Annotated in this window: 22 protein-coding genes and 1 tRNA gene; 10 read left to right on the top strand and 13 right to left on the bottom strand. The window is 71.3% G+C overall.

The window, feature by feature from the left end; genetic code table 11:
- Nucleotides 1–18 precede the first annotated feature (18 nt).
- Nucleotides 19–864, bottom strand: a complete 846-nt coding sequence (locus tag ACWEJX_RS08795; protein ID WP_451606811.1) for a hypothetical protein — start codon at nt 862–864, stop codon at nt 19–21.
- A gap of 170 nt (nt 865–1034) precedes the next feature.
- Between ACWEJX_RS08795 and ACWEJX_RS08790 the strand changes: the two genes are divergently transcribed.
- Nucleotides 1035–1823, top strand: a complete 789-nt coding sequence (locus tag ACWEJX_RS08790) for a S1 family peptidase (protein ID WP_451606810.1) — start codon at nt 1035–1037, stop codon at nt 1821–1823.
- 152 nt (nt 1824–1975) lie between these two features.
- Here the strand turns inward: ACWEJX_RS08790 and ACWEJX_RS08785 are convergent, their stop codons facing one another.
- A complete protein-coding gene (locus tag ACWEJX_RS08785) occupies nt 1976–3745 on the bottom strand; it encodes a glycoside hydrolase family 35 protein (protein WP_451606809.1) in 1770 nt (589 codons plus the stop codon).
- 94 nt (nt 3746–3839) lie between these two features.
- Here ACWEJX_RS08785 and ACWEJX_RS08780 point away from each other — a divergent pair, with 94 nt between their 5' ends.
- The 4 genes from ACWEJX_RS08780 (at nt 3840) to pepN (ending at nt 8712) form a co-directional block, all read left to right on the top strand.
- Complete coding sequence (locus ACWEJX_RS08780) at nt 3840–4727, top strand: helix-turn-helix domain-containing protein (protein WP_451606808.1); 888 nt, start codon at nt 3840–3842, stop codon at nt 4725–4727.
- An 11-nt stretch (nt 4728–4738) separates the two neighbouring features.
- On the top strand, nt 4739–5044 hold the full coding sequence (locus tag ACWEJX_RS08775) for a chorismate mutase (RefSeq protein WP_403798072.1): 306 nt from the start codon (nt 4739–4741) through the stop codon (nt 5042–5044).
- A 97-nt stretch (nt 5045–5141) separates the two neighbouring features.
- Entirely contained in the window at nt 5142–6137 is a 996-nt protein-coding gene (locus ACWEJX_RS08770) for an asparaginase (protein ID WP_451606807.1), read from the top strand.
- A 91-nt stretch (nt 6138–6228) separates the two neighbouring features.
- Nucleotides 6229–8712 (top strand): aminopeptidase N, encoded by a 2484-nt coding sequence (gene pepN, locus ACWEJX_RS08765; protein WP_451606806.1) that lies wholly within the window; start codon nt 6229–6231, stop codon nt 8710–8712.
- Between the two features lie 30 nt (nt 8713–8742).
- On the opposite strand, the gene ACWEJX_RS08760 is transcribed toward pepN, so the two are convergent.
- Nucleotides 8743–9642, bottom strand: coding sequence for a LysR family transcriptional regulator (locus ACWEJX_RS08760; protein WP_451606805.1), 900 nt, complete (start codon nt 9640–9642; stop codon nt 8743–8745).
- Nucleotides 9643–9949: 307 nt separating this feature from the next.
- Here ACWEJX_RS08760 and ACWEJX_RS08755 point away from each other — a divergent pair, with 307 nt between their 5' ends.
- Together ACWEJX_RS08755 and ACWEJX_RS08750 are read left to right on the top strand one after the other, a co-directional pair.
- Nucleotides 9950–11335: a pyridoxal phosphate-dependent decarboxylase family protein gene (locus ACWEJX_RS08755; RefSeq protein ID WP_451606804.1), complete on the top strand. Its 1386-nt coding sequence runs from the start codon at nt 9950–9952 to the stop codon at nt 11333–11335.
- Complete coding sequence (locus tag ACWEJX_RS08750) at nt 11332–12792, top strand: lysine N(6)-hydroxylase/L-ornithine N(5)-oxygenase family protein (protein ID WP_451606803.1); 1461 nt, start codon at nt 11332–11334, stop codon at nt 12790–12792. Before ACWEJX_RS08755 ends, ACWEJX_RS08750 begins: the two co-directional genes overlap by 4 nt.
- Nucleotides 12793–12795: 3 nt before the next feature.
- Here ACWEJX_RS08750 and ACWEJX_RS08745 read toward each other — a convergent pair whose 3' ends face one another.
- A complete protein-coding gene (locus tag ACWEJX_RS08745) occupies nt 12796–14607 on the bottom strand; it encodes a 5'-nucleotidase C-terminal domain-containing protein (protein WP_451606802.1) in 1812 nt (603 codons plus the stop codon).
- A 113-nt stretch (nt 14608–14720) separates the two neighbouring features.
- Here ACWEJX_RS08745 and ACWEJX_RS08740 point away from each other — a divergent pair, with 113 nt between their 5' ends.
- Both ACWEJX_RS08740 and pyk read left to right on the top strand, forming a co-directional pair.
- Nucleotides 14721–15395 (top strand): SIMPL domain-containing protein, encoded by a 675-nt coding sequence (locus tag ACWEJX_RS08740; protein ID WP_451606801.1) that lies wholly within the window; start codon nt 14721–14723, stop codon nt 15393–15395.
- 157 nt (nt 15396–15552) lie between these two features.
- Entirely contained in the window at nt 15553–16983 is a 1431-nt protein-coding gene (pyk, locus tag ACWEJX_RS08735) for a pyruvate kinase (RefSeq protein WP_451606800.1), read from the top strand.
- Between the two features lie 6 nt (nt 16984–16989).
- On the opposite strand, the gene ACWEJX_RS08730 is transcribed toward pyk, so the two are convergent.
- Together ACWEJX_RS08730 and ACWEJX_RS08725 are read right to left on the bottom strand one after the other, a co-directional pair.
- The gene (locus ACWEJX_RS08730) at nt 16990–17760 is read right to left on the bottom strand and encodes a transcriptional regulator (RefSeq protein ID WP_451606799.1); all 771 of its coding nucleotides are present in this window, start codon (nt 17758–17760) and stop codon (nt 16990–16992) included.
- 109 nt (nt 17761–17869) lie between these two features.
- Nucleotides 17870–17944: transfer RNA gene (locus tag ACWEJX_RS08725), tRNA-Leu, on the bottom strand.
- Nucleotides 17945–18045: 101 nt separating this feature from the next.
- Between ACWEJX_RS08725 and ACWEJX_RS08720 the strand changes: the two genes are divergently transcribed.
- Nucleotides 18046–18708, top strand: coding sequence for an ANTAR domain-containing response regulator (locus ACWEJX_RS08720; RefSeq protein WP_451606798.1), 663 nt, complete (start codon nt 18046–18048; stop codon nt 18706–18708).
- An 80-nt stretch (nt 18709–18788) separates the two neighbouring features.
- Here the strand turns inward: ACWEJX_RS08720 and ACWEJX_RS08715 are convergent, their stop codons facing one another.
- The 7 genes from ACWEJX_RS08715 to ACWEJX_RS08685 form a co-directional block, all read right to left on the bottom strand.
- A complete protein-coding gene (locus tag ACWEJX_RS08715) occupies nt 18789–19505 on the bottom strand; it encodes an ABC transporter ATP-binding protein (RefSeq protein WP_451606797.1) in 717 nt (238 codons plus the stop codon).
- The gene (locus tag ACWEJX_RS08710) at nt 19502–20611 is read right to left on the bottom strand and encodes an ABC transporter ATP-binding protein (RefSeq protein WP_451606796.1); all 1110 of its coding nucleotides are present in this window, start codon (nt 20609–20611) and stop codon (nt 19502–19504) included. Before ACWEJX_RS08710 ends, ACWEJX_RS08715 begins: the two co-directional genes overlap by 4 nt.
- Nucleotides 20612–20616: 5 nt before the next feature.
- Entirely contained in the window at nt 20617–22368 is a 1752-nt protein-coding gene (locus tag ACWEJX_RS08705) for a branched-chain amino acid ABC transporter permease (RefSeq protein ID WP_451606878.1), read from the bottom strand.
- Between the two features lie 5 nt (nt 22369–22373).
- On the bottom strand, nt 22374–23306 hold the full coding sequence (locus tag ACWEJX_RS08700; RefSeq protein WP_451606795.1) for a branched-chain amino acid ABC transporter permease: 933 nt from the start codon (nt 23304–23306) through the stop codon (nt 22374–22376).
- A gap of 122 nt (nt 23307–23428) precedes the next feature.
- Nucleotides 23429–24664, bottom strand: coding sequence for a branched-chain amino acid ABC transporter substrate-binding protein (locus ACWEJX_RS08695; RefSeq protein ID WP_451606794.1), 1236 nt, complete (start codon nt 24662–24664; stop codon nt 23429–23431).
- Nucleotides 24665–25113: 449 nt separating this feature from the next.
- On the bottom strand, nt 25114–25614 hold the full coding sequence (locus ACWEJX_RS08690; protein WP_451606793.1) for a hypothetical protein: 501 nt from the start codon (nt 25612–25614) through the stop codon (nt 25114–25116).
- Nucleotides 25611–26495, bottom strand: a complete 885-nt coding sequence (locus tag ACWEJX_RS08685) for a trypsin-like serine protease (RefSeq protein WP_451606792.1) — start codon at nt 26493–26495, stop codon at nt 25611–25613. The genes ACWEJX_RS08690 and ACWEJX_RS08685 overlap by 4 nt, the downstream gene beginning before the upstream one ends.
- Nucleotides 26496–26659: the final 164 nt, after the last annotated feature.

The following is a 26659-nucleotide window of genomic DNA, read 5'->3' as shown; positions in this document are numbered from 1 at the left end:
GCCCATCGCTCCCGGGGATTACGGCGCGCACTCCAGGACCGTCCGGCACACCCCGCAGCGTGCCTTCACCCGCCGGGCCCCGGTCACCCGCAGCCGCTGCCCGCACACCGGGCACGGGAAGACGCCGTCACCGCCGGCCCGGGCGAGCCGCCGGGCGGCCCAGCCCGCGCCGGCGAGCGGCGGGCGGCGCCAGTCGCGGGCGGCCTCCGCCCGCCCCTTTTCCCACGCCTCGTACGCCACCGTGCTGGTGAACCACGGCGAGGGGTCCTCGTGGAACACCTCGGCCCGCTTGGCGAGCACGTAGCCGAACTCGTCCGGCGTGAGATAGCCGAGCTTCTGCCCGGACAGCCGGTCCTGCCGGAAGGCGTCGAGGAGCAGCCAGCCCGCGCCGAGGTAGGTGGTGACGACGTCGGTGAGGATCTCGTTCTCGGCCGTCGTGGGGAGGGACAGGCCGAGGCGGTGCAGCAGGACGTGGGTGATTTCGTGGGCGAGGACGGCGCCGATGTCCTGGCGGTGGACGCGAAAGCGGTCGTTGAGCTCGACGAAGTACTCCGGCCCCGCGGACAGTTCGACGCTGCCCGCGTGCTCCATCGGGCGGAAGCTCACCACCATCCGGGCGTCGGGCAGCCCGAGGTGCCGGACCAGGGCGCGGGCGGCCCGCTGGGCGCCGAGGTGCAGGCCGTCCCCGGGCGGGCCGAGGGCGTCGACGGCGACGTCGGAGGCCGGGACGCTCAGCTCGTAGCGGCGGACGCCGTCGGGGGAGAGGCGCCGGTAGAGCGCGGTGATCGACGCGCGGACCGTGTCGAGGTGCGGGAACCCGCGGACGACGCGGGAGACTGCATCGCTGTGCGGCACGTACGGCATGCCGGACCACCCCCTGTCGCCAAGGGTACGACCGGGTGCTCCGTGTCCTCCATCCCCCCATCTGGCCGAAAAGGCCTTCTTGTGACGTCTGTTGGGCGCTCTCCATAATCCGGAACGTCTTGACGGGCTCATGCCATCAAGATCAACCCCCCATGAAAGAAGGCAGTCGTATGCAGAAGAAGAACCGGCTGGTCCGCGCCCTGCAGAAACTCGCCGCGGCCGGCGCGGTCGCCCTCGCCGCGCTCAGCCTCCAGCCCACCGACACCGCGTCCGCCGCGCCCGCACCGGTCGTCGGCGGCACCCGCGCCGCCCAGGGCGAGTTCCCCTGGATGGTCAGGCTCTCCATGGGCTGCGGCGGCTCCCTGATCACCCCTCAGGTCGTCCTCACCGCGGCGCACTGCGTCAGCGGCTCCGGCGCCAACACCGGCATCACCGCCACCGCCGGCGTCGTCGACCTCCAGTCCAGCAGCGCCATCAAGGTCCGCTCGACCAAGGTCTACCAGGCCCCCGGCTACAGTGGGCAGGGCAAGGACTGGGCCCTCATCAAGCTCGCCTCGCCCATCACCAGCCTGCCGAACCTCACCATCGCCGACACCACCGCCTACAACAACGGCACCTTCACCGTCGCCGGCTGGGGCGCCACCCGCGAGGGCGGCGGCCAGCAGCGCTACCTGCGCAAGGCGACCGTCCCCTTCGTCTCCGACGCCGACTGCCAGTCCGCGTACGGCAGCTCCCTCGTCCCCGGCGACGAGATCTGCGCCGGCTACAACGAGGGCGGCGTCGACACCTGCCAGGGCGACTCCGGCGGCCCGATGTTCCGCAAGGACAACAACGGCGCCTGGATCCAGGTCGGCATCGTGAGCTGGGGCGAGGGCTGCGCCCGGCCCGGCTACCCCGGCGTGTACTCCGAGGTGTCCACGTTCGCCAAGGACATCAAGGCCGCGGCCGCAGCCCTTTAGGAGCTCGGTTCGCTGCAGCGCGCGCCGGCCGCACTTCCGCGGGCCCGGGATCGTCGCATCCCGGGCCCGTCCCGCGTCACGCCAGCTCCACCGCGCCTCCGGCCCCGTCTCGCGTCACGCCAGCTCCACCGCGCCCCCGGCCCCGCCCCGCGTCACGCCAGCTCCACCGCGCCCCCGGCCCCGCCCTCCAGCTCCAGGACCCACACCTCGTTCACGCCCTCCCGCAGCACCGGGCCCGGCACGAACAGCGCCTCCTGCGGGCCCGCGTTCCAGTAGCGGCCCAGGCAGAAGCCGTTCACCCAGACGAAGCCGCGCGACCAGCCGGGGAGGCGGAGGTACGCGTCGCCGGGGGCCGGCACCGAGAGCCCACCCGCGTACAGACCGGGCCCGGAGCCCTCCGGCACCCCACCGAACGCCACCTTCGCCACCGCCGCCGGCTCGAACGCGTCGAGCCGCAGGCCCCGCGCCCGTACCCCGTGCAGATACTGCCGCTCGTGCCGCACCCCGCCCGTGATCCCCTTCGGCTCCGCGAGCCGCGGCCCGTAGTTGACCCGGCCCAGGGACTCCACCCACAGGTCCACCACCGCCGGCCCCGCGACCGGCTCCGGCAGCTCCGCGTCCTCCTGGTCCAGGACCCCGGCCCGCACCCCGTCCACGTACACCGTCGCCCGGTCCCGCAGCCCCGTCACGCCCAGCGGATACGGCTGCCGCGGCCCCGGCACCACCACCCGGTAGCGGACCAGGCCCCGGTCCACGCCCAGCTCCTCGAAGGTCGGCGGCACCGGCGACTCGGTCTCCTCGTCGCCGAGGACCTCCAGGACCTCGGCCAGCGGCGCCCAGCCGGTCACCGCGCCCGCCGCGGGCGCCCCGATCCGCACCGGCGGCTCCGGCACCTGGGGCAGCGGCCCCTCCGCGTACTTCGCGAACACCTCGCGGAAGCGCCAGAACTTCTCCGTCGGCAGCCCCGCCTCGTCGACCGGCGCGTCGTAGTCGTACGACGTGACCGTCGGCCGCAGCGCGCCCCGGTGCAGCCCGCCCGCCCGGTTCGCCCCGGCCCAGCCGGCGAAGCTCGTACCGCCGTGCGCCATGTAGACGTTGACCGAGGCCCCGCATTCCAGGATCTCGCGCAGCGCCGCCGCCGCGTCCGCCGCGTCCCGGCCCACGTGGTCCCTGCCCCAGTGGTCGAACCAGCCGCACCAGAACTCCATGCACATCAGCGGACCGGACGGCCGGTGCCGCCGCAGCGTCGCGAACGCCTCACGCGCCCCCGAGCCGAAGTTCGCCGTCGCCAGCACCCCCGGCACCGAACCGCCCGTCAGCATGTGGTCCTCCGGGCCGTCCGAGGTGAACAGCGGCACCTCCACCCCGCACGCCACGAGCAGCTCCGCCACCCACCGCAGATACCCGGCGTCCGTGCCGTAGCTGCCGTACTCGTTCTCCACCTGCACCATGAGCACCGGCCCGCCCCGACCGATCTGCCGCTCCACCACCTGGGGCAGCAGCCGCCGGAACCAGCGCTCGACCTGGCCCAGGTACTCCGGGTCGGCCGTCCGCACCCGCCGCCCGAGCGGCCCCGTCAGCCAGTGCGGCAGCCCGCCGTTCTCCCACTCGGCGCAGACGTACGGGCCCGGGCGCACGATCGCCCACAGCCCGGCCCGCGCCACCGCGTCCAGGAAGCGGCCGAGCGCCGCCACGTCCCCGTACCGGCCCGGCTCCGGCTCGTACAGGTTCCACGGCACGTACGTCTCGACACAGTTGAGGCCCATCGCGCGCAGCATCCCGAGCCGGTGCTCCCACTGCGCCTCGTGCACCCGGAAGTAGTGCAGCGCGCCCGAGAGCAGCCGCACCGGCCGCCCGTCGAGCAGAAAGTCCTCGTCACCCACCGCGAACCGGCGGGACCCGCTCATGTGCCTCTCGCTCATGTGGCTCACCTTCACCTCTGGCGGCGGACCGGTCCATGGACAAAGATCGTCGCAGTTTGGACCTTCGGATCGGGGTCGGGGAGGCGGACGCGCGATGTACCACACCTGGATGCGCTACTTCACGCCCGGACCCGTCCACCACCGCCTCGGCCTCGTCTGCCTCGGCGTCGGACTCCAGCACGGCGCCCTGCCCACCGTCGGCCCGCGCACCCTCGACCACCACGTCGCCGTCGTCGTCGGCTCCGGCAGCGGCTGGTACCAGGGCCCCGACGGGCGCCGCACCACCGTCACCGCCCCCGCCCTGATCTGGCTCACCCCCGGCGTGCCCCACCACTACTCCGCCGACCCCGGCACCGGCTGGGACGAGTCCTTCGTCGACTTCTCCGGCCCCGCCACCGCCACCTACACCGAACTCGGCTACATCGAACCCGACCGGCCCGTCGTCCCCCTCGCCGACGCCGCCCCCGCCCGCGCCGTCGTCAGCCGCATCGCCCGCGCCGCCCGCCCCGGCAACCCGCTCCTGGAGGTCGAGACCGGCGCCGCCGTCCACGAACTCCTCGTCGCCCTGCGCCGGGCCCGCGCCGACACCAACGCCGACGGCGACCCCGTCCTCGCCGCCCTCGCCCGCGACGCCTTCGCCCGGCTCTCGGTCGCCGAGCACGCCGCCCGGCACGGCATGACCCCCGCCGAGCTGCGCACCGCCGTCCGCCGCGCCGCCGGATGCAGCCCCAAGGACTACCTGCTCACCGTCCGGCTCGGCCGCGCCAAGGAACTGCTCGCCGGCACCGACCTGCCCGTCGCCGCCGTCGCCCGCCGGGTCGGCTACGACGATCCGGCCTACTTCTCCCGGCTCTTCACCCGCCGCGTCGGCACCGCGCCCGTCCGTTTCCGCGAGCAGCAGGGCAGAAACGTTCCCGGGGGCTGGTCCACCACCGTTCCGGATTCCGAACACCCGCCCACCATCCTCACCGGATCCGGATAGGCTCGCCCCTCATGAGCGACATCGACGAGTCCGTACGGACCGAGCTGACCCGACTGCGCGAGAGCATCGACAACATCGACGCGGCGGTCGTCCACATGCTCGCCGAGCGCTTCAAGTGCACCCAGCAGGTGGGCGTCCTCAAGGCGCGGCACAACCTGCCGCCCGCCGACCCGGCCCGCGAGGCCCGCCAGATCGCCCGGCTGCGGGAACTGGCCGAGAGCGCGAAACTGGACCCGGCGTTCGCGGAGAAGCTGCTGAACTTCATCATCGCGGAGGTCATCCGCCACCACGAGACGATCGCCGACGAAGCACGCTGACACAGCACGCCGACGAGGCAGGCCGAACGAAGCCCGCCGACGAGGCACGCCGCACGAAGCAACCCGACGAAGCAGGCTGAGGAACGGGGAAACCGGCATGAGGCGCGTCACCGTATTCACCCTCGGGGGCACCATCTCCGCGCGGGGCGGTGACCAGGCCCGGATGAGCGGCGCCGAGGTGCTCGCCGAGCTCGGCGTGGCCCCCGCCGGCGTGGACGTGACCCTGACCGACTTCCGGCGGGTGCCCAGCTCCTCCCTCGGCTTCGAGGACCTCACCGCCCTCGCCGACGAGGTCGGCAAGGCCGTCGCCGCCGGCTCAGGCGTGGTCGTCGTCCAGGGCACCGACACCCTGGAGGAGACCGCCTTCCTCCTCGACCTGCTCTGCACCACCGAGGAGCCCGTCGTCGTCACCGGCGCCATGCGCCGCCCCGACCTGCCCGGCGCCGACGGCCCCGCCAACCTGGCCGCCGCCCTCGCCGTCGCCGCCGACCCCGGCTGCCGCGACCTCGGCGTGCTCGTCGTCCTCGCCGACGAGATCCACGCCGCCCGCTTCGCCCACAAGGCCCACACCATCTCGGTCGCCACCTTCCGCTCGGCCGGCGCGGGCCCGCTCGGCGCCGTCGTGGAGGGCGAGCCGCGGATCTGGCTGCGGCCCGCCGTACCCAGCCGGATCTGCCCGCTCCGCATCGACCCGGACCTCCGGGTCGCCCTGCTCACCCTCTCCCTCGGCGACCGGGGCGAGCTCCTGGAGGCGGTCGCCGACCGGTTCGACGGCCTCGTGGTCGCCGCCTTCGGCGCCGGCCACGTCCCCGCCCGGCTCGTCGAACCGCTCGCCGAGCTCACCACCCGCATGCCCGTCGTCCTCGCCTCCCGCACCGGCACCGGCGCCACCCTCTCGCACACCTACCGCAGCCCCGGCTCCGAGTACGACCTGCTGCACCGCGGCCTCATCCCCGCCGGTCCGCTCGCCCCCGCCAAGGCCCGGCTGCTCCTGCACGCCCTGCTCTCCAGCGGCGCCAAGGGGCCCGCCGGCTACGACCGGCCGCGGATCACCGCCGCCTTCGCGCACCTGGACGGCGCCGGACTCGCCTGAGACCGTGCCGCGCGGCCGGACGGAAACCGGGCCTGAGCTGTCGGTGAACTCCCCTCCCCCTGGGAGGTGACCATCAGGCAGCATGGGCCCCATGTCCGTACTGACGCGCGACGAAGCGCAGACCCGTGCCCAGCTCCTCGACGTCCACCACTACGCCGTGGACCTCGACCTCACCACCGGCGACGAGACCTTCGAGTCCACCAGCCTCATCCGGTTCACCGCCCGCGCCGCCGGGGACACCTTCGTCGAACTCAAGCCGGAAACCCTGCACTCCGCCGTCCTCGACGGCGAGCCGCTCGACACCGCCCGCCTGGACGGCAACCGGCTCCCGCTCACCCTCACCGAGGGCGAGCACACCCTGCGGATCGCCACCACCATGCGCTACTCGCGCACCGGCGAGGGCATGCACCGCTTCACCGACCCCACGGACGGCGAGGCGTACGTCTACACCCAGCTGTTCATGGAGGACGTCCAGCGCGTCTTCGCCGCCTTCGACCAGCCCGACCTCAAGGCCGTCTTCGACGTCTCCGTCACCGCCCCCGAGGGCTGGACCGTCCTCGCCAACGGCATCACCGAGCAGCGGGCCGACGGGACCTGGCAGGCCGCCACCACCCCGCTGCTCTCCACCTACTTCGTCTGCGTCGCCGCCGGCCCCTGGCACTCCGTGCGCACCGAGCACGCCGGACTGCCCTTCGCCATCCACTGCCGCCGCTCCCTCGCGCCGCACCTCGACGCCGACGCCGACGAGATCCTCGACGTCACCAAGGCGTGCTTCGACCGCTTCCACGAGAAGTTCGACGAGCCCTACCCCTTCGACTCGTACGACCAGGCGTTCGTGCCCGAGTTCAACGCCGGCGCCATGGAGAACCCCGGACTCGTCACCTTCCGCGACGAGTTCGTCTTCCGCTCCGCCGTCACCGACACCGAGCGGATGACCCGCGCCATGGTCATCGCCCACGAGATGGCGCACATGTGGTTCGGTGACCTCGTCACCCTGCGCTGGTGGGACGACATCTGGCTGAACGAGTCCTTCGCCGAGTACATGGGCTACCAGACCGTCAACGAGGCCTGCGCCGACCGCTTCGCCGACACCTGGATCGACTTCGGCGTCACCCGCAAGTCCTGGGGCTACGAGGCCGACCAGCGGCCCTCCACCCACCCCGTCGCCCCGGACCCGGACGCCGTCCCCGACACCGCCTCCGCACTGCTCAACTTCGACGGCATCTCCTACGCCAAGGGCGCCTCCGCGCTGCGGCAGCTCGTCGCCTGGCTCGGCGAGAAGGACTTCCTCGCCGGCATCAACATCCACTTCAAGCGCCACAGGTTCGGCAACGCCACCCTCGCCGACTTCATCGACAACCTCGCCGCCGCCACCGACCGCGACGTGCACGGCTGGGCCGACCAGTGGCTGCGCACCACCGGCGTCGACGTCCTCACCCCGCGCCTGGAGGGCGAGGGACAGCAGTGGCGGCTCACCGTCGACCGCGAGGGCAGCCGGCCGCACCGCGTGTCGGTCGGCGTCTACGACCGCGACGCCGCCGGCGACCTCGTCCTCCGCGAGCGCACCTGGGCCGACGTGCCGCAGACCGCCCCGCTCGACCTGACCGGCCCCCGACCCGCGCTCGTGGTCCTCAACGAGGACGACCTCACCTACGCCAAGATGCGCTTCGACGAGGTGTCCGAGGAGACCGCGCTGCGCTCCCTCTCCCGGATCCCCGGCGCCCTCACCCGCGCGGTCGTCTGGAACGCGCTGCGCGACATGGTCCGCGACGGGCAGCTCGCACCGCTCGACTACCTGGAGACCGCCGCCGCCCACCTGCCCGAGGAGACCGAACTCGCCGTCGTCCAGGGCGTGCTCGGCTTCGCCCGTACGCAGATCGCCGACCGTTACGTCGCCGAGGCCGACCGTCCCGCCGCCCTCGCCACCCTCTGCGGCATCGCCCGCGACCTGCTGCGCCGCACCGAGGACGGCGAGGCCCCCGGCCTGCGCCTCACCGCCGTCCGCACGTACATCGACAGCGCCACCACCCCGGACAAGATCGCCTCCTGGCTGGAGGAGGGCACCGTCCACGGCGGCCCCGAGCTCGACCCCGAGCTGCGCTGGCGCATCCTCGCCCGGCTCGCCGTCCTCGGTGCCACCGACGAGGCCGCCATCGCCGCCGAGCTGGAGCGCGACCCCAGCGCCACCGGCCAGGAGGGCGCGGCCCGCTGCCGTGCCGCACTGCCGACGCCGGAGGCGAAGGAGGCCGCCTGGGCCGCCATGTTCGACACCGACGACCTGTCGAACTACCTGTTCACGGCCACCGCCTCGGGCTTCTGGAAGCCCGAGCAGGCCGAGCTCACCCGGGACTACGTGGCCCGGTACTACCCGGCGGCCGTCGCCATGGCCGGCCGCCGCGGCCCCGCCATGGCCGAGGCCGCCGGCCGCTCGGCCTTCCCGCACTACGCCGTCGACGCCGACTCCCTCGCCCTCGGCGAGCGGCACCTCGCCGAGGACGACATGATCCCGGCGCTGCGCCGCAAGCTCGTCGACCAGCTCGACGACCTGCGCAGGGCGCTGCGGGTCCGCGGCTGATTCCCGTCCGGGCCGGCCGGACCGGCCCGGCTAGACCGGCCCGGCCGCCCAGTCCCAGCCGGTGAGCGTGGCGTGCAGCAGGCGCGCCGCGCTCGTCGGCCGGGTGGTGGCGCCGCGGAGCAGGGTGAGCGTGCGCAGACAGTCCGGGCTGTCGACGCGCAGCCAGGCGACCGGGGCGCGGGCGGCGCTGCGGCGGGCCATGTCCGGGATGAGGGCGATGCCGAGCCCGGCGGCCACCAGGATCGCGGTGGCGCTCGGCTCGTCGCCCTCGCACACGATCCGCGGGGCGGGCAGGCCGTGCCCCGAGAACAGCCGGTCCAGGAGACGGCGCTGCCAGTGGCCCGCGCGGGTGGTGACGAAGGGCTCGTCGGCGAGATCGGCGACGGCGACCGGGCCGCGCTCCGCGAGCGGCGCGAGGTGATGGTCGAGCGGGGTGATCACCCACACCGGCTCGTCGAGCAGCCGCACCGCCTCCAGCCCCTCCGTGGGCACCGGCTGCGAGGCCACGCACAGGTCCACCTCCTGCGCGCGCAGCCGGCGGGCCATGTCCTCGGCCTCCAGCTGGTGCAGCTCGACCTCGACGGACGGATGGGCCCGCTTGAAGGCCGCCAGCGGACCCGTCAGGGTCAGGAACGTCTCCGACGCGAGCCGTACGGTGCCGAAGCCCTCGCCCGCCCGCTCGGCGAGCGCCCGCCGCCCCGCGTCGAGCTCGCCGAGAGCGCGCTCGACATGACCGAGGAAGAGCCGCCCGGCGTCGTTCAGCCGCAGCCGCCCGGCCCGGTCGAACAGCGGCGTGCCGAGCTCGTGCTCCAGACGCGCGATCGTACGGCTCAACGAGGGCTGCGCGACCCGGAGTTCCTCGGCGGCGCGGCTCAGGTGCTCCAGGCGCGCGACGACGGCGAACTGGCGGAGTGCGTGGAGATCCATCATCCCCCCGGGGCATATCGCCGCAGCAATATTGATCTTGGACAGGATATCGCCCGGCTCATAGCGTCGAGGAGTCCGGAGGGATGCGCACAAGAGGGAGCGACTCAGGGTCCGGGGTGTCCCCGCCCATAGGGCGGGAGCGGACGTCAACTCTTCCACCGCCACGACCCGGAACACGAGGACATGGGCATGATGGCGAACCCGGAGGTGACCTGACCCCACTCCGGGAGGCAACTCGCCCGTCCCTCGTTCGGGTAACACCGCCCCACTCCCCGGACACACGGCCCGTGGCCACGGCACCCTGTCGTCCATGCGTGCCGAACCCCTCGCCGGAGGCGCCCCCGGGCCCGACGCCCTCCGTCCCCTCCTGCTCACCGTCCTCGACGCCCTCCGCGACGGAGCCGAGGCCCGCAGCGGACCGCTTCCCGCAGGGGGGCCCGACACGGTAGCCCACCAGATGCGGGAGACCCTCGGCGCCGTGCTCCCCGACACCGGCACCGGCGCCGAAGAAGCCCTCCGCACCCTCGTCCACGCCCTGGCCGCCGGCGCCGCCGACCCCGCGCACCCCCTGTGCGCCGCGCACCTGCACACCCCGCCGCTCGCCCTCTCCGCCGCCGCCGACCTCGCCGCCTCCGCGCTCAACCCCTCCATGGACTCGTGGGACCAGGCCCCCGCGGCCTCCGCCCTCGAAGCGCTCGTGACGGCGACACTCGCCACCGAGGCCTACCCGGACGCGCCCGCGCCCGACGCGCTCGTCACCACCGGCGGCACCGAGTCCAACCAGCTCGCCCTGCTCCTCGCGCGCGAGCGCCACGCCCACCACGGCACCGTGCAGACCCTCGTCGGCGCCAACGCCCACCACTCCTTCCACCGCGCCGCCTGGCTGCTCGGCCTCCCCGAACCCGTCGTCGTCCCCGCCCCGGGCGGCGTCATGGACCCGGTCGCCCTCGACGAGGCACTCACCGACCTCCCCGGCCCCCTCCTCGTCGCCGCGACCGCCGGCACCACCGACGCCGGACTGATCGACCCGCTCCCGGAGATCGCCGACCTCTGCGCCGCGCACGGCAACGCGGACCTCCACGTCGACGCGGCCTACGGCGGCCCCCTCCTCTTCAGCGACACCCACCGCCGCCTCCTCGCCGGCCTCGACCGGGCCCGCACCGTCACGATCGACCTGCACAAACTGGGCTGGCAGCCGGCCGCCGCAGGACTGCTCGCCGTACGCGACGGCGCCGACCTCGCCGTACTCACCCACACCGCCGACTACCTCAACGCGGACGACGACACCGACGCCGGCCTCCCCGACCTCCTCGGCCGCTCGCTGCGCACCACCCGCCGCCCCGACGTCCTGAAGACCGCCGTCACCCTGCGCGCCCTCGGCCGCGAAGGGCTCGGCGGACTCGTCGACGCCTGCATGGACCTCGCCGCACACCTCGCCGACCTGGTCGAGAAGGCCCCGGGCCTGGAGCTCTACGCCCGCCCCACCCTCACGACCGTCCTCTTCCGCCCGTACGACGCACCCGACACCGCCGTCGCCGGAATCCGCCGCACCCTGCTCACCCAGGGCCGCGCCGTCCTCGGCCGGGCCGCCGCCGACGGACGACTGTGGCTGAAGGCCACCCTGCTCAACCCCCACGCCACCCCCGACGACCTGGCAGAGATCATCACCCTCGTGGAAGGCAGCACCGACCGATGACGGGCAGCACCGGCAGCACCGGCCCCACCGAAGGCCACACCACCGTCCCCCAGCGCGACCTCGACCGCCCGTACGACCTGGTGGGCGTCGGCATCGGCCCGTTCAACCTCTCCCTCGCCGCCCTCGCCGACGGCATCCCCGGCGGCCTCGCCACCGCCTTCTACGAGCAGCGCCCCGCCTTCCACTGGCACCCCGGCCTCCTCATCGAGGGCGCCACCCTCCAAGTCCCCTTCCTCGCCGACCTGGTGACCCTCGCCGACCCCGCCAGCCCCTGGAGCTTCCTCAACTACCTCCGCTCCCGAGACCGGCTCTTCCCCTTCTACTTCGCCGAGAAGTTCCACATCCAGCGTGCCGAGTACGACGCCTACTGCCGCTGGGTCAGCGAACTCGTCCCCGGCCTCCACTTCGGCCACCAGGTCGACTCGGTCCGCTGGAACCCCGAACGGCGCCTGTTCGAAGTCGACTTCACCCAGCTCGACGCCGACGGCGAGGCCGCCGCCCTCGGCCGCTCGTACACCCGTAACGTCGTCCTCGGCGTCGGCACCGAACCCTACGTCCCCGAGCCGCTCCGCCCGCTCGCCGACGTCCCCGGCGTGCCGGTGATCCACTCCGCGGACTACCTCACGCACCGCGAGACGCTGCTCGCCGCCGAACACGTCACCGTCATCGGCTCCGGGCAGTCCGGCGCCGAGGTCTTCCTCGACCTGCTGCGCGCCCGCCCCGCCGGCAAGGAGCGGATCCACTGGCTGGCCCGCACCGAGGCGTTCGCCCCCATGGAGTACTCCAAACTCGGCCTGGAGCACTTCACCCCCGACTACACCCGCTACTTCCACGCCCTGCCCGAACACGTCCGCGGCGAACTCATGCCCCGCCAGTGGCAGCTGCACAAGGGCATCGACGCCGAGACGATGGCCGCCATCCACGACGAGCTCTACCGCCGCAGCCTGCACGGCGGCTGGCCCGACGCCGTCCTCACCCCCGGCGTGCGGGTCCGCACCGCGGGCCGGGTCGCCACCACACAGATCGAGCTGCACCTGGAGCACGTCCAGCAGTCCACCCGCTCCCGCCTGACCACCGACGCCGTCGTCCTCGCCACCGGCTACCGCGAGCGCCCGGTCGACCGGATGCTGGCCGGCCTCGACCCGTACATGCGCCACGACGCCGCCGGCCGGCCCCGCATCGACGCCCACTACAGACTGGTCCTCGACGACTCCGTCACCGGCGCCGTCCACGTCCAGAACGCCGAGCGCCACACCCACGGCGTCGGCGCCCCCGACCTGGGCCTCGCCGCCTGGCGCAGCGCGGTCATCCTCAACGCGGTCACCGGCAAGGAGCCCTACCCGCTGCCGCGCCGCACCGCCTTCACCAGCTTCGGCCTGAACGAGCACAACGCGCGAGAGGCGCCGAGCATCCCGGCCCAGGACCGGAAGCTGACGCCTCTCACACAGATCGTCTGAGGTCTAGAACACCGGCACGCCGTCCCGGGTCAGCTTCCAGTCCACCGACGCGAAGGCGGACGGGTCGATCGTCCCCTTCGCCTTCACCCAGCCGATGATCGTGTTGCGGATCTCGTCCGAGTTGGCCCACAGCTTCGGAGCGGAGGCGACGTGCGGGAACGCGCCGCCGCCGTTCGCCCGGTAGTTGTTGACGGCGAGCACGAACTGCGCCGCCGGGTCGAGCGGCTTGCCCTGGAAGGACAGGTTCGCGATCCGCGAGCCGGCCGGCTTCGCGATGTCGATCTCGTACGTCAGACCCGACACCGCGTCGTAGTTGTAGTCCGGGGTGTTGTCCGCGTTGGTCAGCTTCGCGGTGTCGACGGGCGCGCCCGCCGGAGTCTGGACGTAGTACCTCGCCGAGTACTCCAGGTAGTCCCTCAGCTGGGCGCCCGTCATCAGACGGGCCTCCAGGGTGTTCTCGAAGACGTAGAGCCCGGCGGCGTCCTTGATGGAGATCTCGCCGGCCGGAATGCGGGCGGTCCGCGAGAAGCACGACGCCTGCGAGACCACCGGCAGGTTCGCGTACTGGCCGCCCGCGAGGGCCGCCTTCACCGTCTCGGCCTGGACGACGTTGATCAGGTCGATGATCGGCTCGTCCTTCCACGGCGCGTCGGCCGTGGTCATGGCGGCGGTCGAGGTGCCGATGACCTGGTTGACGTACGCGACGACCTTCTTGTGCTCGTCGGCGAGCAGCCCGGTGATCTCCGGGTCCTCGGCCACCGTGTTGGAGTTGAGGACCTGGGCGCCGACCCGCTCGACGACCCAGCGGCCCTTCTCCCACACCAGGTCGAAGGAGAAGAGGGTGAGCCGCTGACCCCACTTGAGCGGCTCGGACAGCACGACGTCCTTGCCGGTCTCCTTGTTCGTGACCTTGTACTCGGGGATCTCGGTGTGCGCGTGACCCACCAGGATCGCGTCGATGCCGGGCACCTGCTCGGCGACGAGCGCGGCCGCGTTCTCGATGTACGGCAGCTGGTCACCGTACGAGGAGGTGCCGCTGGAACCGGAGTGGGCGGAGACGATCACCACGTCGGCACCCATCGAACGCAGCTTCGGCACCCACTTCGCCGCCTGCTCCTCCAGGCCGGGGAAGACCATCTTGCCGGTGACGTTGGCCTTGTCCCAGATCGCGATGCCGGGGTTGGTCAGACCGAGCACGGCGACCGTGACGTCCCGGCCGTGCGGCGTGCGCAGGCAGTGCAGGCTGTACGGCGGGAAGGCCGGCCGCAGCGTCTTCGCGTCGAGCGCGTTGGCGCCGAGCAGCGGGAAGTCGAGCTGCTCCTGGAACTTGCGGAGCACCGGGATGCCGTAGTTGAACTCGTGGTTGCCGAGCGCCGCGGCGTCGTAGCCGATGGCGTTCATGGCCTGGGCCATCGGGTGGACCGGGCCGCCGGCCTGGGTGATCGGGTCGACCTTGGCGTAGTAGTAGGACAGCTGGGTGCCCTGGATGGTGTCGCCGGCGTCGATGAGGAGCGTGTTCTCCTCGCCCTTCTCCGCGCGGACCTGGTTGACCAAGGTGGAGATCTTGGCGAGGCCGACGTCGTTGTGCGCCTTGTCGTCGAACTCCTTGTCGGTGAAGTAGTCCCAGTTGAACACGTTTCCGTGCAGGTCGGTGGTGCCCATCACGGTGAACGAGTACCGCTTCCGCGGGCGCGGACGGTCGAGGGCCGCGGTGCCCTCCTGGGCCTCGGCGGGGGCGGCGACCCCGGCGGTGAGAGCGACTCCGGCTCCGACGGCGGCGGAGGTCTCCAGAAAGGCCCGGCGGTTCAGCGGCATGTGTTTCTCCCCTTGGTTCGGCGCCTGCCATGGCGCACAACGCGCGTAGATTCTGGCTCAGACGGCACTGTCGCAACAGCCCTTTCGGGTTACGGAGTGGGAAAGTGTTCGGTATGACACAGCCGCACCCCACCCCCGAGGCGCCCCAGGTGACCGTCCGCGGCGAGGGCCGCCTGGAGGTCGACCCCGAGCTCGCCCGGATCGGCGTGGCGGTACGGGCCCGGGGCACCGACCGGACCGCGGTGCTCGCCGCCCTGACGAGCCGTAACGCCGACGCGATCGCCCTGATCAAGTCGTACGGGGACGCCGTCGCCAACCTGGAGACGGGCGCCCTCTCCGTCACCCCCGAACCGGCCCGGCACGGCCGCGGCGAACGCGTCCGCGGCTACCAGGGCTGGGTGCACCTCTCGGCCGAGCTCACCGACTTCACCGCACTCGGCGAGCTCACCACCCGCCTCGCCGACCTCGAGTGGACCCGCGTCGACGGCCCCTGGTGGGCGCTGCACCCGGACTCCCCGGCACACGCCGAGGCACGCCGGCAGGCGGTGAAGGAGGCGGTGCGCCGGGCCCGGGAGTACGCCGAGGCGCTCGGCTCCTCGCTCGTCGCCCTGCTCGAACTCTCCGACACGGGCCTCGCGCCCGGCATGCCGGCGCCGGTCGGCGGAATGCGGATGGCATTCGCGGCCGAGGCGGTGGAATCACCCGCTCCACTGGACCTCGAACCGCAGCGACAGACGGTCACGGCGGAGGTCGCGGCGCGCTTCGTGATGTCCCCACCCGCGCTCTGACCGAAGTCCGAGACGAACTGCTTTTCGGCCCGTAACCCGCTCATCGGAGCAATAGCCCGCACACATTCAAGTCTTGTCAACAACCTTTCACGGAAAGGTTGTTGAGTCGTCATGCCGGGCCCCTTCGCTACCCGCCGGTAAGCCCTAGTCTCGCCTTATGCGCCGAGCGAAAATCGTTTGTACCCTTGGGCCCGCCACCGAAACATACGACCAGATCAAGGCGTTGATCGAGGCCGGAATGGACGTGGCCCGCCTCAACCTCAGCCACGGCGGCTACGCCGACCACGAGGAGCGCTACCGGCACGTCCGCAAAGCCGCCGAGGAAACCGGCCGGAGCGTCGGCGTCCTCGCCGACCTTCAAGGCCCGAAGATCCGCCTCGGCCGCTTCCGCGAAGGCCCCGTACTCCTTGAACGCGGCGACGAGTTCACCATCACCGTCGAGCCCATGCAAGGCGACCAGCACTGCTGCGGCACCACCTACACCGGACTCGCCGCCGACGTCACCACCGGCGAACGCATCCTCGTCGACGACGGCCGCGTCACCCTCGAAGTCACCGGCGTCGAAGGCCCCCGCGTCCACACCCTCGTCATCGAAGGCGGCCTCGTCTCCGACAACAAGGGCCTCAACCTGCCCGGCGTCGCCGTCTCCGTCCCCGCCCTCTCCGAAAAGGACGTCGAAGACCTCCGCTGGGCCCTGCGCACCGGCGCCGACGTCATCGCCCTCTCCTTCGTCCGCAGCGCCCGGGACGTCGAGGACGTCCACCGGATCATGGACGAGGAAGGCCGCCGCATCCCGGTCATCGCCAAGATCGAGAAGCCGCAGGCCGTCGAGAACATCGACGAGATCGTCGCCGCCTTCGACGGCATCATGGTCGCCCGCGGCGACCTCGGCGTCGAGATGCCCCTCGAACAGGTGCCGATCGTCCAGAAGCGGGCCGTCAAACTCGCCAAGCGGAACGCCAAGCCGGTCATCGTCGCCACCCAGATGCTCGACTCGATGATCGACAACTCCCGCCCCACCCGCGCCGAAGCCAGCGACGTCGCCAACGCCGTCATCGACGGCACCGACGCCGTGATGCTCTCCGGCGAGACCAGCGTCGGCAAGTACCCCATCGAGACCGTGCGCACCATGAGCCGCATCGTCGAAGCGGCCGAGGAGGACATCCTCGCCAAGGGCCTGCCCCCACTGACCGACCGCAACAAGCCCCGCACCCAGGGCGGCGCCGTGGCCCGGGCCGCCGCCGAGATCGGCGACTTCCTCGGCGCCAAGTTCCTCGTCGCCTTCACCCAGTCCGGCGACACGGTCAAGCGCCTCTCCCGCTACCGCTCCCCGATCCCCCTGCTCGCCTTCACCCCCGACCCGGCCACCCGCTCCCAGCTCAACCTCACCTGGGGCGTCGAGACCTTCCTCGGTCCGCACGTCGACTCGACCGACGCGATGGTCGCCCAGGTGGACGAGGAACTGCTGCGACTCGGCCGCTGCCGGAAGGGCGACATCGTGGTAATCACGGCGGGCTCCCCGCCCGGCGTGCCGGGCTCGACGAACCTGGTGCGGGTCCACCACATCGGGGACCCGGTGACGAGCTGACGGCGGTCAGTACTTGGGGCCGACGTGGGCGTCCATGAGGGCGACGGAGGCTTTGCGGGCGACGGACACGGTGTAAGCGTTGGAACGCTTCCATTCGATGCCGACTGTGTTCAGCGCTTTCGTGAAAAGTCGCCGGATGTCGTCGGACTTGTTGGTGAAGAAGTACCGGGGGTATTCGTAGCGCTTGCGCTCACCGCCGATGATCCGGGTTGTCCAGTTAGTGATCCGGCAGCCGTCGGAGTGGATGAGCCCCCGGATGAAGTCCCATGGGTGCGCGTCGACGATCTCCTGCTGCCAGGCGTCGAGGAAGATGCGCCGCTCATGCTTCTTGCCGGGCCCGTGCTGTGGGAAGAGGCATTTCCAGTGCCGACCGTAGCTGGTGACGGCGACGCACCCCTGCTTCTTGAGAATGCAGACGCTTCCTTCAGGCCGTACGGTCAGCATCGCCTCGCGGCATGCATCGATCAGCCCAGGCCAGGCATCGGCGCAGGCGATCCGGAGATGGTGGCCGCCTCGGGGATGGTCACTGATGCAGCCATCGCCGAGGTAGAGGCCGAGCAGGTAGGCGTAGGTGGCCATGTTCTCCGGCACCCCCGGCTCCGGACGGCATCGCGGGCAGGGTCGGGACTGCCCGTTGATGCGGGGAAGCGGCTCGAGTCGTGTTCGCCATCCCCGTAACGCAGCTCGAGAGATACCAGTCTGCTTGCTCACCGAGTTGAGGCTGTGCCCTTGGGCGACGAGAGCCAGCGCCCGCTGGCGCGTTCCAATGTCGTACACGCGGTCGAGAATGACTGGTTCGGCTCGGCGACGGGGTGTGGGTCGGCGGAGTTCACGCGTGTGAGTGACGGCCGTGCAATGTCGCCCGACCTTGGAATCGAAGGAAAAGTGCCCCGGGTCGGACTCGAACCGACACTGTGTGGGTTTTGAATCCACTGCCTGCTGCCAATTGGGCTACCGGGGCCCACGGAATCGAAGGTTTCCCCTCACCCTGCGCGCGTCCACCTTACCGCAGCTAGGTAGGCTCATGGGGAGCAGTAGCTGCCCCGCAACGAGGAGCCATCCGTGACCGCCCCCGAGTCGCCCCAGCCCGCCGCCGACGTAGACGCCGCGTCCCACGTCCCGCCGCTGACGACCCGTGTCGTCATCGCCGAGGACGAGGCCCTCATCCGCCTCGATCTCAAGGAGATGCTGGAGGAGGAGGGCTACACGGTCGTCGGCGAGGCCGGTGACGGGCAGCGGGCCGTGGAGCTGGCCCGGGAGCACCGGCCCGACCTCGTCATCCTCGACGTGAAGATGCCGGTCCTCGACGGCATCTCGGCGGCCGAGCAGATCGCCGCCGAGTCCATCGCCCCGGTCCTCATGCTGACCGCCTTCTCCCAGCGCGAGCTCGTCGAGCGTGCCCGTGACGCCGGCGCCATGGCGTACCTGGTCAAGCCGTTCAGCAAGAGCGACGTGGTGCCGGCCATCGAGATGGCCGTGTCGCGCTTCGCCGAGCTGCGGGCCCTGGAGAAGGAGGTCGCCGACCTCAGCCAGCGCCTGGAGACCCGCAAGCTGGTCGACCGCGCGAAGTCGATCCTGCAGACGCAGTACGGGCTGACCGAGCCGGCCGCGTTCCGCTGGATCCAGAAGACGTCGATGGACCGGCGCCTGTCGATGCAGCAGGTCGCGGAGGCGGTCATCGAGGACGCCGAGGAGAAGAAGGCCGCGAAGGCCAAGGAGCAGTAGGCCGTCAGGTCGCTTCCGTACGTACGAGAAGGCCCGCCCCACGTCGTCGTGGGGCGGGCCTTCGTTCGTGGCGGACGCGCCTACTCCTCGCCGAGGTACGTCTTGCGCACGTCGTCGTTCACGAGCAGGTCCTGGCCGGTGCCGTCCAGCTTGATCTTGCCGACCTCGAGCACGTAGCCGTGGTCCGCGAGGGACAGGGCGGCCTGCGCGTTCTGCTCGATGAGCAGGATCGTCATGCCCTCGGACTTCAGCGTGGCGATCGTCTCCATGATCTTCTGCATCATGATCGGGGAGAGGCCCATCGACGGCTCGTCGAGCATCAGCAGCTTGGGCTGGGACATCAGCGCCCGGCCCATCGCCAGCATCTGCTGCTCACCGCCGGACAGGGTGCCCGCCGCCTGCTTGCGACGCTCGCCCAGGATCGGGAAGAGGTCGTAGGCGCGCTGTACGTCCCGCTCGATGCCGTCCTTGTCGCTGCGCAGGAAGGCGCCCAGCTGGAGGTTCTCGGCGATGGTGAGCCGGGGGAAGATGTGCCGGCCCTCGGGGGAGTGGGCGAGGCCCCGGGCGACCACCTTGTGGGCGGGGACGTCGTTGATGACCTCGCCGTCGAAGGTGATCTTGCCCGCGGTGGGCTTGATGAGTCCGGACAGGGTCCGCAGGGTGGTGGTCTTGCCGGCGCCGTTGGTGCCGATCAGGGCGACGACCTGGCCGGCCTCGACCGAGAAGGAGATGCCCTTGACGGCCTCGATCTTGCCGTAGGCGACCCTGAGGTCCTCGACTTCGAGGAGTGCGGTCACTTGGAGTCTCCTTCGGGGGTGGTGCTGTCCGCGGTGTCGGCGTCGGCGGCCGGGGCCGCGTCGGCGTCGTCCGCGTCGTCCGCGGGGGTGTCGTCCGCTTCGTCCGCCGGGGCGTCGTCGGACGCGTCGGCCTCGGTGGCGGCTTCGGCCTCCTCGGCGTCCGCGGTCTCGGCCTCCTCGGCCCCGGTGACGGCTTCGGCCTCCTCGGCCTCCGCCTCCTCGGCCTCCGCGTGCTCCGCGGCCGCGTGGGCCTCCGCCGCCTCGACCTCGGCGACCTCGGCCGCGCCGGGCGCGTCCTCGTACGGCGTGCCCAGGTAGGCGGCCACGACGCGCTCGTCGCCCTGGACGACCTCGGCGGTGCCCTCGACGAGCTTCTCGCCCTGGACGAGGACGGCCACCCGGTCGCACAGCTTGAAGATGAACTTCATGTCGTGCTCGATGACCAGGACGGCGATGCCGAGGTCGCGGATCGCGAAGACGAGCTCCTCGGTGGTGCGGGTCTCGGCCTGGTTCATGCCGGCGGTCGGCTCGTCGAGCAGCAGCAGGCCGGGGTCGCTGGCGAGCGCGCGGGCGATCTCCAGTTTGCGCTGCTCGCCGTACGGCAGGTTGCGTGCCAGGTGCTCCGCCTTGTTGGCGAGGCCGACGAACTCCAGGAGTTCCATGGCCCGTTCGCGGGAGGCGGCCTCCGCGCGCTTGAAGCCGGGGCCGCGCAGGAGCGCGGACCACAGGCCTTCCTTGGTCCGGGTGTGGCGTCCGACGAGGACGTTCTCCAGGACGGTCATGTTGGAGAAGAGGCGGATGTTCTGGAAGGTGCGGGCGATGCCGGCCTGGGTGACCAGGTGCGGCTTGGGCGGGAGCACCGTGCCCTTGTAGGTGACCTGGCCCTCGGTGGGTACGTACAGGCCGGTCAGGCAGTTGAAGAAGGTCGTCTTGCCGGCGCCGTTGGGGCCGATCAGACCGACGATCTCGCCTTCGCGGACGGTCAGGTCCACTCCGCGTACGGCGGTGAGGCCGCCGAAGCGCATGGTGACACCGCTGGCGTTGAGGACGGTGGCCGCCGTGGCGGTCTCGGTGCCGCCGGTCTCGGTGGTGGTGGTCGTCGTCATGCCGTTCACGCCCCTGCCTTCGCCGTACCGGCGGCCGCTGCGTCCGCTTCGGCGGAGTGCCGCTGCTCCGGTACGTCGGGCTGTTCGTCGTTCTCGTGGAATTCCAGCCGCGCCCGCTTGTTGGCGATGAGGCCCTCGGGGCGGAAGCGCATCAGCAGGATCAGTGCGATGCCGAAGCCGAGCAGCTGGTAGTCCTGGAGGAACGACAGCTTGGCCGGGATGAGGAAGAGGAGTGCGGAGCCGACGATGGGACCGGTGATCGTGCCCATGCCGCCGAGGATGACGGCCGCGAGCAGGAACGCGGAGTTCGGCGGGACGGGGCCGGCGAACACGTAGTTCTCGGGGACCACGGTGGTGTTGACGTGTGCCTGTACCGTGCCGGCGAGGCCGGCCAGGGACGCGCCGAGGGCGAAGGCGACGAGCTTCACCCGGAAGCCGTTGATGCCCATGGCGGTGGCGGCGGTCTCGTCCTCGCGGATGGCGACCCAGGCGCGGCCGATGCGGCTGTTGCCGGCACGGGAGAAGACGATCACGACCAGCGCCATGATGAGGATCATGAGCAGGTAGTAGTTGGCGTAGGCGCCGAGTTCGATGCCGAACACGGTGTGGGATTCGCCGAAGTTGTATCCGAAGAACTCCAGCTGCGGGATGTTCGGGATGCCGTTCGGGCCGTTGGTGATCTGCGGGCCCGAGGTGCCGTCGAGGTTGCCCATGGCGATGCGGAAGATCTCACCGAAGCCGAGGGTCACGATGGCGAGGTAGTCGCCGCGCAGTCGCAGGGTGGGGGCGCCGATGACGACGCCGAAGACCAGCGAGGCGGCCATGCCGGTGAGGGCGGAGGCCCAGAAGGGGAACTGGACGCCGAAGGCGGAGGAGGTGGCTCCGGAGACCAGGGCCGCGGTGTAGGCGCCGACGCCGAGGAAGGCGACGTAACCGAGGTCGAGCAGGCCCGCGAGGCCGACGACGATGTTCAGGCCGAGGGCGACGGTCGCGAAGATCAGGATGTTGACCGCGATCAGCGTGTAGGTGTCGCCGCTCTGCTGGAGGAACGGGAAGGCGATCGCCATGACGAGGCTGGCGGTGATCGTGACCTGGCGGTTGCGCGCGGTGATCTGCGAGAGGCGGGTGGTGAGCCCGGACTTGACGAGCGCCGTGGCGGAGAAGCCGACGAGGATCAGGTACGCGACGAAGAGCTGCGGCTCGTTGTCGTCGGTGTCGATGCCGAAGGTGACGACGAGGAGGCCGATGGTGAAGACGCCGACGATGATCAGGATCTCGGCCCAGGACGGCAGCTGCTTGGCGGGGGCCGCCTTGTGGGTGTCGTCGGCGAGCTTGAAGGCGGCGATCGCCGGGACGGCGGCGGCCACGACGGCGACGACGGCACCGGGCTCCAGGTCCACCAGGTGGCCCAGCTCCACGATGATCGCGATCGCGGTGAAGAGGGTGGTGGCGAAGGTGCCGAGGGCGAGGATCCACAGCGGCTTGCGGGTGCCCGTGGGGGTCAGCCAGCCGAGGCCCTTGATGCCCAGTGCGGAGAGCGCGTGCAGGCCGGTGAGGACGGCTCCGACGAGCGTGAGCAGCTGGAGTGGGGCGGGGTTGCCGTAGATCGTGAGGTCGCCGGGGAACTCGGCGGTCCAGGTCCAGGCGAGGAAGGCGGAGGCGACGGTCGCGACGGAGCCGGCGACGATCGTCCAGAGCAGGCCGGTGGCCTTGGCCGGGGCTTCGGCCACGGGTGCGGTGATGTTCTCGGTCGTCATGTTGCTCACGCCCTGTCCGCGACACGCTCGCCGAGCAGACCCTGGGGCCGCACGAGGAGGACGACGATGAGGAGGACGAAGGCCCACACGTTGGACCAGGCGCCGCCGCCGAGCTGGTGCATGCCGGGTATGTCCTCGATGTAGGCGATCGAGAGGGATTCGGCTATGCCGAGGACCACGCCGCCGACCATGGCGCCGTAGATGTTGCCGATGCCGCCGAGGACGGCCGCGGTGAAGGCCTTGAGGCCGAGGATGAAGCCCATCTCGAAGTTGATCTGGCCCTTGTCGAGGCCGTAGGCGACGGCGGCGACGGCGGCGAACGCGGCACCGATGGCGAAGGCCATGACGATGATGCGGTCGGTGTTGATGCCCATCAGCTTCGCGGTGTCCGGGTCCTGCGCGGTGGCCTGCATGGCGCGGCCGCTGCGGCTCTTGGAGACGAAGAGGCCGAGGGCGAGCATGCACAGCGGGGCGAGGATCAGGACGAAGAGGTCGGCGCGCTGGATCGAGAGGTTCTTGGTGATCTCGAAGGCCTCGCCCGGGAACTCGGGGAAGGAGACGGCCTTCTTGGCGTCCGGGTAGAACTGCCAGACCAGCTGCTGCAGCGCGATGGACAGGCCGATCGCGGTGATGAGCGGGGCGAGCCGGGGCGCGTTGCGCAGCGGCCGGTAGGCGAACCGTTCGGCGGCGGTGGCGACGGCCACGGAGGCGATGGCGCCACCGACGATCATGAGCGGGATCGCCACCAGCAGGGACGTTCCGCTCGGCAGAACGGAGTAGGTGGTGAGGGCGCCGAAGCCCCCGATCATGAAGATCTCGCCGTGGGCGAAGTTGATGAGCTGGACGATGCCGTAGACCATGGTGTACCCGATGGCGATGAGGCCATAAAGGGCACCGAGGGCCAGACCGTTGGCCAGCTGTTGCGGCAGTTCGTTCACCGCGGGCCTCCGATGAGCTTGTCGGATATGACACCGCGCGAGGGCGCTGTTTGCGCCCTCGCGCGGGCTGGTTCAGGTGTTGCGGTCGTGCGGGGTTTCCGGCGGGGCTGCCGGGGCGGTGCTTACTGGTTGAAGGTGTCGCTCTTGACGTCGACCCACTTGCCGCCCTCGACCTTGTAGACCGTGAGCTGCTTGTTGGTGGTGTCGCCGTACTCGTCGAAGGAGACCTTGCCGGTCACACCGTCGAAGGAGACCTTGCCCATGGCCTCGGTGACCTTGGCGCGGATGTCGGTCGGGACCTTGCCGCCGTTGGCGGCGACGACGGTCTTGACGGCCTGGATGAGGGCCCAGCCGGCGTCGTAGGAGTAGCCGCCGTAGGCCGCGTACGGGTCCTTGTAGCCGGCCGCCTTGTAGTCCTCGATGAACTTCTTGGCGGTCGGGAGCTTCTCGACCGGGTAGCCGATCGAGGTGGCCAGGTCACCGTCGTTGGCCTCGCCCGAGGCGGTGATGAAGGCCGGGTCGTAGATGCCGTCGCCACCCATGGTGGGGATCTTGGCGCCGGTCTTCTTGATCTGGTCGGAGAGCAGACCGCCCTCGGGGTACTGGCCGCCGAAGTAGACGGAGTCGGCGCCGGAGGCCTTGACCTTGTCGGCGGTGGAGGAGAAGTCGGTCTCCTTCACGGTGACGTGGTCGGTGCCGACGACCTGGCCGCCGAGGCGCTTGAACTCGTCGGAGAAGATCGTGGCGAGGCCGGCGCCGTAGGTCTGCTTGTCGTCGACGACGAAGACCTTCTTCTTGCCCGCGTCCTTGAAGAGGTACTGGGCGGCGAACTTGCCCTGGACCACGTCGGTGGCGGCGGTGCGGAAGTAGGTCTTGAAGGGGCGCTTGAAGTCGCCCTTGCCCCAGTTGTCGCCCTGGGAGAGCGACGGGTTGGTGTTGGCGGGGGAGACCTGGGCCAGGTTGGCGGCCGCGAAGACGCCCTGCATCTGCTGGGAGACGCCGGAGTTCAGCGGGCCGACGACACCGGCGACGTCCTTGTTGCCGACCAGCTTGGTGGCGTTGGCCTGGCCGGAGGCCGGGACGGCCTGGTCGTCGAGGGCCTCGATCTTGAAGGTGACGCCCGGGACTTCCTTGTTCTTGTTGGCGGTCTGGACCGCCAGGTCCACGGAGTTCTTGATGCCCTGGCCCAGCGCGGAGAGCGAACCGGTGAGCGGGGCGTCCACACCGATGACGACGGTGGTCGTGCCGCCGGCGTTGTCGCCGCCGCCCTTGCCCTCGTCGCGCGAACCGCAGGCGGTGAGGGTGAGCGCTCCCGTGGTGAGCACGCTGGTGAGGATGAGCAAAGAACGGTGTCGCACGAAAAATCCTTTCCCTGGCGCGGCCCCCTCAGCTGAGGCGGTGCCGTGAAGCTGTGAAGCGAGAGGTGCCGTTTTCGATGCCGGGCCGTACTGGGTCGAGCAGGGCCGTGCAGTGGAAGCGCCCGGCGGCGCGGTGACTGGCCGTGACTCTAGGCGCAGGTGGGGAAGGACTGGGAGCGCGGACGTCAGGATGTGACTGTCTTGTTATGCCGACGGGCAGAGACGGTGTGCAGGCCATGGGCAAATCCGGGCATAGCGGTCGGTAGTGCGGTGTTCACATAGTGAGAACGCGCAGTTCCGCTAAGGGGCTTGAGTGGATCACGGTCCTGACCGGCCCGCTGTGAGGGTGTCCGGTTATCGGACAGTGGCTCATTCACCAGCGGACGGAAACGTTGACCGGAACGTTCCGTTCCGGAGTGCGTCCCCGCACGTGAAAATGTCACGCTGAGTTACGTCGGCGATGGCCGGGAACCGCCGCTCGGATGCCCGGTCGGTTGTGTGGAGGTGCCCCCGGACGGAGTCTTCGGGAGGGTCTTCTGCTCACCCGGCGGACGCCAGTTCTCCGAGCTGCCCGTCGCCCCCCTTGCCTCCTCGCAGCGCCGCCGCGTCTCCCGGTCCGTGTACGCGAAGGCCGCCTCGCGACCGGCCCGCGCCTCCTCCGCCCGCGCCGCGACCAGGACCGCGTCATGGATCTCGTACTGCTCGTTCGACATCCCCTTCTGCTCCCAGTCGAGCCCGGCCCACTTGCTGCCCTTGAGGGCCTCCTTCACCCAGTACGACACCAGGTTGGTGCACACGTCGGCGGGCGAACTCGTCTGCGCCTCAGGAGAACTCGTCTGCGGGGAAGGGGACTTGGGGGCCTGCTCGCAGCCGGCGGAGAGGACCAGCGCACAGCCGGTCAGGGCCGCGACGAGCGCGGCCCTGACCGGGGCGATCGGCCTGCGGATCACGGGAGGCGGACGTACGGCTTCAGGAAGTCGCGGGCGCCCGGAGTGTCCAGGCGGTACACCACGTTGGTGGCGTAGCAGGGCGTGTCACCGGTGATCGTGGTGGCCACCAGGGTGCGCCGGCCGTCGAGCGTCGCGAAGTTCGGGCCGCCCGAATCCCCGTAGCAGGCACCGCCGTTGCCCTGCGGCGCCGTCATCCCGAGCCGGATCCAGGCGTTGTTGAGGGCGTCGAACGTCACCGGCGCCTTCATCCGCACGCCACCGCCGGGGTGGGTCTGGCCGCCGGGGCCGCGGAGCGCCTCCTGGGTGCCGTATCCGGCGACGAGGAAGTCGGTGCTGTTCAGCCCCTGCGGTCCCAGCGCGTCGAGCGCGCCCGCCGTCGGCAGGCTCGCGGGCGTGAAGCTCCAGCGCTCCTTGACCTTCGCCGCCGGCAGCTCGATCACCGAGATGTCGTGCGGGTCGGACGCCGGTCCCGGGTACAGGGGGTGACTGTGCGCGGTCCCCTCGACGGCGACGGCCCGCGCCACGGCGGCCGGGTCGCCCGGGTGCTCGGCGGCGGCCCGGTCCAGGCCGGACTGCACGTCCTGGTCGAGGGAGACGTAGAAACGCACGTTCTCCGGCCAGTCCGTCGTGCAGTGCGAGGCGGTCAGGAAGGTGTCCGCGTCGATCATGGTGCCGGAGCAGACCCAGTCCACCCGGTCCGGGGTGCTCGGGTCGCCGTCGTCGTCCCAGGTCGCCACCAGGGCGCCCACCTCGGTGCGCTCGGGGGCGGGGGTGGCGTTGTACGAGTTGATCGCCGCGGACGGGATCGCGGTGGCGAGCACGGCGGCGCAGACGGCGGCGGTCACGGCGGTCGCCACGGTGGTGGTGCGTATCGCGGTCAAGGAAGTCCCCTCGGTGTGTGAGTGGACCGCCAGTGAAGCCGCTGCCCTCCGGCCGGGACAAGAGCCCGTGGGGAAAAGGGAGTTCAAGAACGCCGCGGCCCCGGCACGGCGACGGGGGCGGGAACGGCCCGCACCGACGCATGGCTCACCCAGCGGATTCTGAC

The organism is Streptomyces sp. NPDC004788 (assembly GCF_053601115.1).
Note: the sequence above shows the minus strand (reverse complement) of the source record. Positions and strands in the feature narration are given on the sequence as shown.